Annotated in this window: 9 protein-coding genes; 4 read left to right on the top strand and 5 right to left on the bottom strand. The window is 66.7% G+C overall.

Annotated features, from left to right (window positions below; genetic code table 11):
* The coding region (locus H926_RS0118625; protein ID WP_022677645.1) for a response regulator at positions 1 to 385 on the top strand (385 nt) is incomplete at its 5' end.
* 9 nt (positions 386 to 394) lie between these two features.
* On the opposite strand, the gene H926_RS0118620 is transcribed toward H926_RS0118625, so the two are convergent.
* From H926_RS0118620 to H926_RS28850, 4 genes are all read right to left on the bottom strand, one after another.
* Entirely contained in the window at positions 395 to 1,222 is an 828-nt protein-coding gene (locus H926_RS0118620; protein ID WP_022677644.1) for a shikimate dehydrogenase, read from the bottom strand.
* Between the two features lie 70 nt (positions 1,223 to 1,292).
* Positions 1,293 to 4,253 carry a TonB-dependent receptor domain-containing protein gene (locus H926_RS0118615; protein ID WP_237741101.1) on the bottom strand — a complete coding sequence of 987 codons (2,961 nt, stop codon included), beginning with the start codon at positions 4,251 to 4,253 and terminating at the stop codon, positions 1,293 to 1,295.
* A gap of 76 nt (positions 4,254 to 4,329) precedes the next feature.
* The gene (locus H926_RS0118610; RefSeq protein WP_022677642.1) at positions 4,330 to 5,568 is read right to left on the bottom strand and encodes an MFS transporter; all 1,239 of its coding nucleotides are present in this window, start codon (positions 5,566 to 5,568) and stop codon (positions 4,330 to 4,332) included.
* Positions 5,569 to 5,645: 77 nt separating this feature from the next.
* Entirely contained in the window at positions 5,646 to 6,395 is a 750-nt protein-coding gene (locus H926_RS28850; protein ID WP_022677641.1) for a TetR/AcrR family transcriptional regulator, read from the bottom strand.
* Positions 6,396 to 6,589: 194 nt separating this feature from the next.
* On the opposite strand from H926_RS28850, the gene H926_RS0118600 reads away from it, so the two are divergent.
* Genes H926_RS0118600 through H926_RS0118590 form a run of 3 tightly spaced genes read left to right on the top strand, consistent with a single transcriptional unit; the run spans position 6,590 to position 11,106 of the window.
* Positions 6,590 to 8,488, top strand: a complete 1,899-nt coding sequence (locus tag H926_RS0118600; RefSeq protein ID WP_028658219.1) for a bifunctional sugar phosphate isomerase/epimerase/4-hydroxyphenylpyruvate dioxygenase family protein — start codon at positions 6,590 to 6,592, stop codon at positions 8,486 to 8,488.
* A 57-nt stretch (positions 8,489 to 8,545) separates the two neighbouring features.
* Positions 8,546 to 9,535: an alpha/beta hydrolase gene (locus tag H926_RS0118595; protein WP_022677639.1), complete on the top strand. Its 990-nt coding sequence runs from the start codon at positions 8,546 to 8,548 to the stop codon at positions 9,533 to 9,535.
* Complete coding sequence (locus H926_RS0118590; RefSeq protein ID WP_022677638.1) at positions 9,532 to 11,106, top strand: carboxylesterase/lipase family protein; 1,575 nt, start codon at positions 9,532 to 9,534, stop codon at positions 11,104 to 11,106. The genes H926_RS0118595 and H926_RS0118590 overlap by 4 nt, the downstream gene beginning before the upstream one ends.
* Before the next feature lie 7 nt (positions 11,107 to 11,113).
* On the opposite strand, the gene H926_RS28845 is transcribed toward H926_RS0118590, so the two are convergent.
* The coding region (locus H926_RS28845) for a bifunctional diguanylate cyclase/phosphodiesterase (protein ID WP_237741100.1) at positions 11,114 to 12,427 on the bottom strand (1,314 nt) is incomplete at its 5' end.

Raw genomic sequence — 12,427 nt, 5'->3', positions numbered from 1 at the left:
CGCCGGCACCAGCCTGGCGCGCGTCTTGCTGGTGGACGATGATCCCGATCTGCGCCGTGCGCTGGCGGCGGCGCTGGCCGATCACGGCCATGTGGTTGACGTGGCGGCCGATGGTCCTGCGGCGCTGGCCCTGCTGGAACGCGCGCAACAGGCCGGAGAGGCGCTGCCCGAAGTGGCCGCGATCGATTTCGCCATGCCGGGGATGACCGGGGCGGAACTGGCGGCCAAGCTCGCCCGCCACCACCCCGCCCTGCGCGTGGTGTTCATGAGCGGCTTTGCCGATCTAGCCGCGATCGAGGCCGTCGCCGGCCCGGATGCGCAAGTGCTGCGCAAGCCCTTTGCCACCGAACAGCTAATCAACGCCGTGGCGCGCGCCGCCGGCTGAGCCGGCCGATCAGGCCAGGCTTTGCTTCATCCGTTCCGCATCGGGCGTGTGGCCGGTGATGATGCCAAGCGCCAGCGCGGCCTGGCCCACGACCATGCCGATGCCGTTGATGGCCCGGCAGCCCTTGCTTCGTGCGACCTGAAGCAGCTCGGTTTCCAGCGGGAAATAGATGATGTCGGCCAGCCAGTGGTGCGCGGCGATGGCCTCGGCGGGGATCGGCGTGCCGGGCTTGGCGGCCATGCCGATCGGCGTGGCGTTGACTATGCCATCGGCCGGCGCGGTATCGAGATCGGCCAGCGGCGTGACCAGCACGCGGGCGCTGGGATAGCGTGCCGCCAAGTCAGTGGCGAGAGCGCCGGCGCGTGCGGCATCGGGATCGACCAGTTCCAGCCGCGCCACGCCAAGCGAAAGCAGCGCGTTGGCCACGGCCGAACCCGCACCGCCTGCGCCCAACTGGATGACATGGCCGAGTGCCGCGCCGGGCAGCCCGGCCAGCAGGCTGTCGCGAAAGCCGGGCATATCGGTGTTGTGGCCGATCAGCCGGCCATCGCGGATCGCCACGGTGTTGACCGCGCCGGCCGCTTGGGCACTGGGCGCGAGTTCATCCATCAGCGGCATGATCGCCTGCTTGAACGGATAGGTCACGTTGAAGCCGGCAAAGCCTTGGCGCTTGAGGTTGTCGACCACGCTGGCCAGGTCGGCATCGGCCAGGCCACGCTGGGTGAAATCGAACAGTTCATATGTCAGCTCCAGCCCCAGGGCGCGGGCCTCTTCCTCGTGCAGGCGTGGAGAGCTGGATGCCAGGATGGCGCGACCAAGAAGCCCGGAGCGGATCATCAAAACCTGTGTCTTTGCAAAAAGGCTCCGGCGCTGCACCACCAGGGATGCAGCGCCGGGGCAGGGTGGATCAGAAGCTAACCCGCGCGCCGATATAGAACGAGCGGCCGATGGGATCATAGAGCGCCACGTCGGTGCCGTTCTGCGAACTGGCGACGTAGGGCAGCTTGGCGTTGAGCAGGTTGTTGATGCCGGCGCGCAGCTCGAACATCTTGCCGACCTTCACATTCCCGAACAGGTCGTAGAGGTTGTAGGCGGCAATGCCCACCTGCGTGTTGTTGGGCGTGAGCACCGAACTGACATCCTGCATCGCGCTCTGGAAGCGCCAGCGCAGGCCGATGCCCATGTTGTCAGAGCGATAGCCCAGCGTGGTCAGCGCCTTCCACCGCGGCGTGGCGCGCGGCGGGACGGAGCTGGGGTTGGCTGCGCCATTGCTGATGTTGGTATAGTTCATTTCCGCAGCGCCGGGCAGCAGCTGCACCTTGTAGGCATGGAGCCAGCCAACCGTGGTGGTGGTATAGATCTTGCCGGTGCGGCCCAGGAACGGCGCCGGGGTTGCCCAGTTGACTTGCGCTTCCACGCCGTCGGTCTTGAGCGAGCCCAGGTTGAGATAGGGTGTGGCGACATTGACCAGCTGCCCGTTGCTGTCACGCTGGATCAGCGCGCAATAGGGGTTGCTGGCGGCATAGCCCGGATTGCTGCCATCGAGGTTATAGCACTTGGACAGCACGGTGAGGCCAGGCACGGTGGAAATCACGTTCTTGATCGAGATGTTGTAGTAATCGACCGAGAACGAGAAATCGCCGAACAGACCGCCGCCGCGCGGGGCGTTGAACACCACCCCGGCGTTGAACGTATCGGCATGTTCGGGGCGCAGGCCGATGTTGCCCGAAACCAGCTGCCCGGTGGCGGTGGTGGGGAACGAATAGCTGCCGATCGCCGCCTGCGGCACACCCTGCGCCACGCAGAGCGCGGCCACTTGCGCCCCATTGGCACCGGTGCGCGCCGTGGAGCGATAGTCGCACGGATCGCCGAGCGAGCCGGGCGGGGTGCCGATCACCAGCTGCGTGCCCTGCTGCGGCGAGAACAGCTCCCCGATATTGGGCGCACGCACCGCGCGCTGATAGCCGCCGCGCAGCATGATCGTGTCGGTCGGGCGCCAGCGCATATCGGCTTCGTAGCTGGTGACCGTGCCGCTGACCGAATAGTTCGATACGCGCGCGGCCGCGCCGATGCCCAGTTCGCGGATGAACGGCTTGTCGGCCACCAGCGGAATGTCGATCTGCCCGGCCAGTTCCTTGACCGAGATACGGCCCGAGGCCGGCTGCGAGGCGGTCACCGCTTCCAGGTTCTGCGCCTGCAGGTCGCTGTCGGGGCGATAGTTGTAGGTGTTCTTGCGATAGCCGGCGACCAGCGCGATCTGCGCCGGGCCTGCGCCCAGATCGAACAGCTTGCCGTTGATCTGGCCCTGGAACTGAGTCTGCCCCAGGCGCTCGGCGCTGAATGCGTCCTTGGTCATATAGGCGGCACAGGCGGCCGAGACGGAGCGCATGTTGGCATCGCCAAACGGATTGAAGCCGCCCTGGCAAAGCGAGTTGCCGCCATCGGCCGCGCTCAGCAGGCTCTGCACCCGGCTCTTGACCACGGCATTGCGCATCGTCTGGTTGTGGACCGACTGATCGTACGAGGCATAGACATCGAAGGTCCAGCCCGGGGCAATATTGCCCTTCAGCCCCGCCATGTATTGCTGGACGGTATAGTCTTCATCCCAGCTCTTGTACGGCAGGCCGACATAGCGCCCGTTCCACAGGAAATTGGCCGTGGGATTGGGCCGCGAGGCGAGCACCGTGCGCAGGTCTTGCGGAATGAACGGGTTGGTGACCGGAATGGTGGTCAGCTGGCCAAACTGCGTCAGCGTGTTGCCGCTGGCAGTGTGGACGTTGAGATCGACGAACAGGAACTGGCCATAAAGGGTCAGGTTGGGCGTCAGGTCATAGTCCGCCTTGATGAAGGCGGTCTTGCGCTTGAGGCCGTTCATGAAATCGACCTGCTGGCCCACCGGCATGCGCACGTTGCCGCCGACCAGGGCATAGCCGCCGCTGTTGGTCTGGCCCTTGTAGTTGACCGCGCCGGTCTGCACGAACAGCGAGCCGTCGTTGTTGAAGCCCAGGTTGAGCAGCGGGTTGATCGTCTTGGTCACGCCATAGCCGGCGAACACCGATTGCACGACGGCGGCATTGGGCGCGTTGGTGGCGTTGGGCACGAACGTGCCGGTGCCGATGTAGGACGAGGGCGTCTTGTCGGAAAAGAAGCTGCGCGCCTTGCCGTTGATCGGGTCCTGGTCGGTATAGCTGAACGCGGCGATGACATGGCCGCGATCCTGGGCAAAGCTGCTGCCGAACGCGATCGAGCCCGAGAACTTGTAGGCGTCGCCCTTTTCGCTCAGGCTGTTCTGGACGTCGGCCTTGATCCCCTCAAAGCTGCGCAGGGTCTTGAAATTGACCACGCCCGACATGGCATCCGAACCATAGACGGCCGATGCGCCGCCGGTGATCACGTCAACCCCGCCGATGATCGATTCCGGGATGATGTTGGTATCGACCGTGCCCGAGATATCCGAGAGCGGCAGGCGCTTGCCATCGAGCAGCACGAGGTTGCGGTTGGGGCCCAGGCCATGCAGGTTGACCGAGGCGCGCCCGCCGGTGCCCTGGCCGCCGGTGCCGGAATTGCCGGCGGGGGTGAAGCCCGGAAACTGGTTGAGCGCATCCTGCAGGTTGACGTTGCCGCTGGCCTTGATCGCTTCGTTGCTGACCGACACGATCGGGCTGACTGCGGTGTTGTTGGGCCGCTGGATCAGCGAGCCGGTCACCACGATTTCCTTGACATCGGGCTGGGCCGCTTCGGCCGCCGGCGCCGTATCGGGCGCGGCATTGGCTTGCGGCGCAGCCTGCGCCAGAGCCGGGGTTGCAAGGGCCACGGCCACGCTCAGCGCAGACGCGGACAGCACGAGACGAGTGCCTTCCAAACGCATGGTCATCCTCCCTGGCGAACGTTTGCCGTTTCGCCTTCCGACGACTCATTTATGTTACGAACTAGTTCCTGTCAAATTATTCCGCAACACGCCGAGACATGCGGTCAACGGCAAATGCGGCGGCGGCGCAGGCCAGCAGCGGCAGGCAATAGGCGGCAAACAGTAGCGGCAGCGGCGCCTTGGCCGCCATCAGCCAACCGCCCATCATCGGGCCGATCACCGCGCCTGCGCGGCCCAGGCCGATCGCCCAGCCCACGCCCGTGGCGCGCATCCGCGCCGGATAGACCGAGGCGGCGAGCGGCCACACGCCGTTGTAGCCACCCTGCAGCGTGACCCCGATGAGGAAAGCTAGGGCGAGCGTGGCCGCCACCGGCATGGCGAGCGATCCGAATACCAGCATGGCGACCCCCGCGCTGACCAGCATGCCGGGCACCAGGCGCCCCAGCGGGACGCGCACGGCCAGCATGCTCATCCCCGCCGTGCCGACAAATGCCCCGAAATTGTAGAGCGCCCCGGCATAGATGCCGTCGGTTTCGGAAAGGCCGGCCGCGATCGACAGCTTGGTGATCCAGCTGACGATGAAATAGAGCACCATCAGCCCGCAGAACACCGCCGCCCACAGCGTGAGCGTGCGAGCACGGAAGGCGGGAGAAAGCAGGTCACCGATTCGCCCTGCCGGTTCGCGCGCCGGGCCATCGGCCGTCCGCGCTGCACCGGCGCGCGGCAGGATCAGCAGCGCGGCGGGAAACAGCACTACCGTCAACCCGCCCGCCATCAGCAGCAGGTTGTGCCACCCCCACAGCGGCAGGAGATGCGCCGTCAGCAGCGCGGTAAACACCGCGGCGAACGGATAGCCCGCCTGGACGATGCCCACCGCCAGGTTGCGCTGCGCGGCTGGCGCGGATTCAGCGGCCAGCGCGGCCATCGCTGCGAGCACCGTGCCGATGCCCATGCCCACCACCACGCGCAAGCCATAGAGCATGGGCACAGAGCCGGCAAAACCGCTGGCGACCATCCCGGCCGACATCAGCCCCAGTGCTGCCAGGATGATGCGGCGGCGCCCCAGCCGGTCTGCCAGCGGGGCAATGCCCATGCCGCCGATCGCCATGCCGACCAGCCCCGCGCCGAACAGCAGGCCCATGGTATCGGCGCCGATCGCCCAATCGGCCTGGATGCGCGGCGCGATGAACGACAGGATCGTCACATCGATACCGTCGGCCATGTTGATCGCAAAGCACAGGGCCACGATGGCCAGGCCCGTGCGGGTCCATTGCGCCGGGCATGCGCCGGCGCTTGCTGTGATGGGTGTGGCCATGCCTGTCTCTCTCCCGCATGCGCGGATGACGGTGCAGGCCGGCGCGGCCGCAGCCCCAGCGGGCCACGGTCAGGCGCTCAATCCTTGCGCGTCACCCAGGCGATTATGATGTCTGCCACCTGGCGTGCCCGGTGGGCCAGCGCGCTGTCGCTGGTCATGTCCACGCCGAAATTGTGGGCAAAGGTGAACTGGTTGGAAACGTTGTAGAACGCCAGCGCCGTCATGTTGAAATGCAGATCGACCGGGTCGATCCCGACGCGAAAGCTGCCCTCAGCCTCGCCCCGGCTGATCAGTTGCCGCAGGATATCGATCACGCTGTGGTTGCGGCTGGGCAGTTCGGTAATCTGCTTGAGATGCTGGGCGTGGTGGATGTTTTCGTTCATCACCAGGCGCACCAGTTCCGGGTGGCGTGCGTGATAGTGCACGTCGTGCTCGATCAGGCGGCGCAGTGCCTGCTCCGCGGTGCCGGTGGTGATATCCACCTGCGCCTCGCTGTCGCGCACGCGGCGATAGGCGCGCTCCAGCACGGCGCGGTAAAGCTCTTCTTTGCCGTCGAAATAGTAGTAGATCTTGCGCTTGGTGGCCTTGCCGGCGATCTCGTCGATCCGCGCGCCGGCCAGGCCCTTTTCCACGAATTCCTGCGTGGCGATGTCCACGATCTGATTGATCGCGGCCTCGCGCGTTTCGGCGCGGGAGCGGCGGGGCGGCTTTGCGGCGGTGGCGGCAGAAGCCTCGGCAAGCGGGGCGGGGGCGTCGTCTTCCGGCAAGGAACTCTCCTGGGCAATCGCGCGCGCATCGGCCTGGCCCCGCATCGCTGCGGGCACCATCCTGGTTGCGCCGTATGCCCTTCCTTGCCGCACCTGTCCCTCGTTGCAAGGCCCGGCAGGTTCGTTTCCGCTCCCTGGGCCAGATCAATTTATGTAACGAACTAGTCCCTAACATTTTTGCTTTTGTCAAGCAGCGGCCCGTGATAGGCCCGTGGCCGGGGCAGGAAACCAAAGGCAACAAACGGCAGGCGGCCATGACGAATCCCGCATTCAAGACATCCATCGCCACCGTATCGATTTCGGGCACGCTCGAGGCCAAGCTGCAGGCGATCGCAGCGGCCGGTTATGACGGCGCCGAGATTTTCGAGAACGACCTGCTCTCGACGCATCTCTCCGCGCGCGAGATTGCCGCGCTGATGGGTGACCTGGGCCTGGCCTGCACGATGTTCCAGCCGTTCCGCGATCTCGATGGCCTGCCCGAGCCGCAGCGCACCCGCGCGTTCGACCGGCTGGAGCGCAAGTTCGACGTGATGCAGGAACTCGGCACCGACTTGCTGCTGGTCTGCTCCAGCTGTTCGCCGATCGCCGATGGCAACCGCGAGCGGACCATTGCCGACCTGAGCGAGGCGGCCGAGCGCGCCGCCGCGCGCGGGCTGCGCCTGGGCTATGAAGCGCTGGCCTGGGGCCGGCACGTCCACGATCACCGCGAGGCATGGGGCATCGTGCGCGATGCCGATCATCCCGCGCTGGGCCTGGTGCTGGATTCGTTCCACTCGCTCTCGCGCAAGATCCCTTCGTCCAGCATCGGCGATATCCGCGCCGACAAGCTGTTCATCGTCCAGGTGGCCGATGCCCCCATGCTCGACATGGACCACCTGGGGTGGAGCCGCCATTTCCGCTCCATGCCCGGCCAGGGCGATTTCCCGCTCGATGATTGGGCCGCCGCGATCCGCAAGATCGGCTACCAGGGCTATTGGAGCCTGGAAATCTTCAACGACCGGTTCCGCGCTGGATCGGCCAGCGGCGTGGCGCTGGATGGCTATCGCGCGCTGCGCCTGCTGGAAGGCGGCATCACCCGCCCTTCGGCCAGCGCCGCCAGCCTGCCGCCGCGCGTGAAAACCAGCGGCGTGGAATTCATCGAATTTGCCGCCAGCCATGAAGAGGCCGAAAACCTGGCGGCTATGCTGCGCCCCCTGGGCTTTCGCCCCACCGCGCGCCATCGCAGCAAGGACGTCACGCGTTGGACGCAAGGGGTGGTGCCACAGGGGCTGGAAAACCCCGTCAACATCGTGATCAACTGCGAACCCGAAGGGCTGGCGCACAGTTTCGATGTGGTCCACGGCGCTTCGGTCTGCGCGCTGGGCCTGGCGGTGGACGATGTGCCCGGCGCGCTGGCGCGGGCCGATTTCCTGCGCGTGCCGCGGTTCATCCAGGCGCTGGCGCCCGATGAATGGCCGATCCCCAGCGTGCGCGGGGTGGGCGGCAGCCTGATCTATTTCGTCGATGCCGCCACTCGCGCGGCGATGTGGGCGCATGAATTTCCCCATGCGCTGGAAGATCCCGTGCCCGGTCCGCGCCTGGCGATCGATCACATCGCGCAGACCATGCAGTACGAGGAATTCCTCAGCTGGCTGCTGTTCTATGTCGCGCTGTTCGACGTGGCCAAGACGCCGCAGCTCGACATTGCCGATCCCATGGGCCTGATCCAGAGCCAGGCGGTGGAAAACGCCGATCGCTCGGTGCGCTTCACGCTCAATGGCTCGCTGGCGGCGCAATCGCTCACCTCGCGCTTCATCCAGAACTATTTCGGCGCCGGGGTGCAGCACATCGCCTTTGCCACCGACGATATCGTGGCCGTGGCCGATGCCGCCCATGCCCAGGGCCTGCCGCGCCTGGCGATCCCGCGCAACTATTTCGACGATCTGGAGGCACGCTGGGGGCTGGAGCCCGAGCTGATCGAGGCCATGGCTGCGCGCGACATTCTCTACGACCGCGATGGCGAGGCCGAATATCTGCAATTCTACAGCCGCGCCTTTGCCCGCCGGGTGTTTTTCGAGGTGGTCGAGCGGCGCGGCTATGCCGGTTATGGCGCGGTAAACGCGCCGATCCGCCTGGCCGCCCAGGCCCGCCACAAGCCCGATTTTCCCGACTGACCGGCCGGGCACGCCCGGCACGACACAACGATAACAAAGAACATGGAGAGAGACCTGATGTTTGCACGCCTTCCCGCTGCGCTGGGGCTGCTGGCCCTGCTCACCACGCCGGCCCTGGCTGCCCCGACGCGCGATTTCCCCACCGAAGCCGCGCCGGTTCTGGCCGATCGCTTTCCCCAGGTGCCGGTGGCGTTTCCCGGTGGGGTCAAGGCCTGGCGCGATGTGACCTATCAGCAATTGCCCGGCTATCGCCCGCAGGCGCTGGATATCTATGTGCCGGCCACCAAGGGACCGCATCCGCTGGTGCTCTATATCCACGGCGGTGGCTGGATGGCCGGGCACACTCGCCATTCCGGTGCCTTTGCCGATTGGCCCAAGGTGCTTGCTGCGCTCGCGGCCGAAGGCTTCACCGTCGCCAGCCTGGAATACCGCCTGTCGGGCGAGGCAAAGTTTCCCGCCCAGCTGCAGGACGCCAATGCCGCGCTGCGCTTCCTGCGCGGGCACGCCGCGCAATATGCCATCGACCCGGCGCGCGTGGCGCTGTGGGGTGGCTCTGCCGGCGGGCATCTGACCGCGTTGACCGCGCTGACCTGCAAGAACACCGCGCTCGATCCGGCCGCCGGTGCCGATGCTTGCGTCCAAGGCGCGGTGACGTGGTACGGCGTCTATGACTTTGCCGGCATGAATGCCACGCCCGATGGCAATTCGGCCGGTGCCCGCCTGCTGGGATGCGATGGCCCGTGCAGCGCCGACAAGCTCCGCAGTGTCAGCCCGGTCGCCTATATCGACGCGAAAGCCCCGCCGTTCCTGCTGATCCATGGCGAGGAAGACAAGACCGTGCCCGTGGCGCAATCGCACCTGGGCGAGGCGGCGTTGAAGGCAGCGGGCGTGCCGGTCACGGCGATCTACATCCCCCATGTCGATCACAGCTTCATTGGCCGCACCCCGGCCGAAACCCACGCCGCATCGATGCAGGCGCTCAATGCCACGTTCGATTTCTTCCACCGCGTGCTCAAGGTTCCTGCGCCAGGCGGGACGGGCAAGTGATCCGACGCCTGTTGGCGGCGCTGGCGCTGGGCCTCGCGGCCCCAGCGCAGGCTGCGCCCATCGCCGTCGATGGCGGGATGATCGAGGGCACCACGTTGCCCTCGGGCATCCAGGCATGGCTGGGCGTGCCGTTTGCCGCGCCGCCCTTGCGCGAATTGCGCTGGCGCGCGCCGCAGCCGGTTGTCCCGTGGGCCGGCACGTTGCACACCGATCGCTATGCCCCCGAATGCCTGCAACCGCTGCGCGGATCGCTGCAGAACCACTATTTCGGCAACGAGGCGACGAGCGAGGACTGCCTCTACCTCAACATCTGGGCGCCGGCGCCACAGGCCAAGGCGGCAGGCAAGGCGCCAGTGGTGGTGTGGATCTATGGCGGCGGGGTCAACATCGGTTCCGCCTCGATGGCCAACTATTCGGGAGAGCCGATGGCGCGCGAGGGCGTGGTGCGCGTCAATATCGCCTACCGCGTCGGGGCTCTCGGCTTCCTGGCGCATCCCGCGCTGTCGGCCGAAAGCGGGCATGGCTCGGGCAACTATGGCCTGATGGACCAGATCGCCGCGCTGCAATGGGTGAAGCGCAACATCGCCCGCTTTGGCGGCGATCCCGATAACATCACGATCGTGGGCCAATCGGCCGGGGCCATGTCGGTGGCGCTGTTGCAGATCAGCCCGATGGCGCGCGGTCTGTTTGCCCGTGCCGTGGCGATGAGCGGCAGCCCGTTTGGCGGCATGCTCGGCCCGGCGCCCCTGGCGGAGGGAGAGGCGCAAGGGCTGGCCCTGCAAAAGGAACTGGGCGCGACCTCGCTGGCGCAGCTGCGCACCTTGCCCGGTGACCGCATCATTGCCGCTGCCAGCCCGCGCAGCCCGATCGTGCGCGATGGACAGGTGATCACCGGCAGCGCGGAAGCGGTGTTTGCCGCCCATGGGCAAAACGATGTGCCCGTGCTGATCGGCTATACCCGCGACGAAAGCTTTCGCCCGCTGGGGCCGGTGACCACGGCGCAGGATCTGGCCGTAGCGGTCAAGGCGCGGTTCGGTGGCGAGGCCGATGCCATCCTGGCGGCCTATGCCGGGCCTGATCCGGCCCGCACGGCGGCCGATATCGCCCGCGATGCCACTGTCGGGCGGCAGATGGCCGACTGGGCGGCGGCGCAGCGCCGCTTTGGCGCGCAGCCGGTCTATGCCTATCTCTTTGCCCGGCGGCAGCCCTATGCCCCGGGGGTGGTCTTTTCCGATCATGATCCGGCCACCGTCGGTGCCTATCACACCGGTGACGTGCCCTATTGGCTGCGCACGCGCGACGCGCTCAACCTGTTTCGCGTGACGCGCGATTGGCAAGGGGTGGACCAGGCGCTGGAAGACACCATGGCAGGCGCGCTCCTGGCCTTTGCCCGCAGCGGCATTCCGGCCAGCGCGCCGATCGGCACCTGGCCCGCGCTCGATCCGCGCCGCCCGCGCCTGGTCTGGCTGGGAGAGCAGCCGGCAGTGATTGCCTGGCCCCATTGGGCCGACATGGCGCTGTTCGGGACAACCGGGGCAGAGCCACCGCGCGCCACCCGCCCGCGCGATTGACGGGTGATCAGGCCTGCTGCTGCACGCGCGGGGCTGGCAGGGTCCGCAGCGGCCCGCCGCGCAGCAGCGCGGTCATCGCATCGCAATCGACCGCGTGCGAATAGAGATAGCCTTGGCCCAGGACGCAGCCGAGGCTTTGCAGGATCTGCGCCTGGTCAGCCGCCTCGATGCCTTCGGCCACCACCTGGATGCCCAGCTTGGTGGCGATGTCGATCACGCCTTCGACGATGATCTGGCTGGGCCGGTGCGTGGCGATGCGATCCACGAACGACTTGTCGATCTTGATGTAATCGACCGGCACGGTCATCAGATGGGTGAGCGAGGCAAATCCGGTGCCGAAATCATCGAGCGCGACTTTCAGCCCACGTTCGCGCAGCGCCGCGACCGAGCGGCGAATGACGCCGCCATCATCATCCATATAGACCGCCTCGGTCACTTCCAGGATGATCATGTCCAGCGGCACGCCGTGTTCCTCGAACGCGGTGGCGGTGGCGTCGAAAAAGCCGGCGCTGTGCAGGTCGGTTGAACTGACATTGATGCCCACGCGCGCAAAGGGCACATTTAGATCGAGCCAGGTGCGGGCATCGCGCGCCACCTGGCGGATCATCTCGCGCGTCAGGGTATTGGCGGTCTGCGGATCGCTGGTGGCATCGTGAAACGCCATTGCCGATAGCAGGCGCTGCCCCATGCGGATGCGGCACAGCGCCTCCAGCCCGCTCACCGTGCCGGTGGCAAGGTCTACCACCGGCTGGTAATGCGCCACCAGGCGGCCCTCGCGCAGCGCGGCGTCCAACTCGCGCACCGCGGTAATGCGCCGTGTCATCCGCGTGCCGATGCCCGGCCAAAAGCGGATAGAACCACCGCGCGCCACGTCCTTGGCGTGATAGAGCGCAAAGTCGGCGTTCTGCTGCACGCGTTCGGGCGTCACATCGCCGGCGTTGAAGATGGCGATGCCCATGGTGCCGGCCGGGCGCAGCACGTGGCCTGGTATGGTGATGGGCACTTTCAAGCCGTCGAGCAGCCGCTCTGCCAGGGCATCGAGCGTGCGCAGGTGCTCGTCATCCTGCACCAGCACGGCAAATTCGTCGCCGCCGATGCGGAACACCGTGTCTGGCGCGGCCATTTGTGCCAGCCGCTGCCCTACCTGCACCAGCAAGCGGTCACCAGCGTGGTGGCCATAGGTATCGTTCACCGCCTTGAAGCCATCCAGGTCGATCAGGAACAGCGCCCAGTTGCCGGGCTGGCTGCAATCGACGGTGGCCATCGCGGTGTTGAACGCGGCGCGGTTGGGCAGGCCGGTCAGCCCATCGGTATTGGCACG

The organism is Novosphingobium sp. B-7, from assembly GCF_000410615.1.
GTDB classification, from domain to species: domain Bacteria; phylum Pseudomonadota; class Alphaproteobacteria; order Sphingomonadales; family Sphingomonadaceae; genus Novosphingobium; species Novosphingobium capsulatum.
Note: the sequence above shows the minus strand (reverse complement) of the source record. Positions and strands in the feature narration are given on the sequence as shown.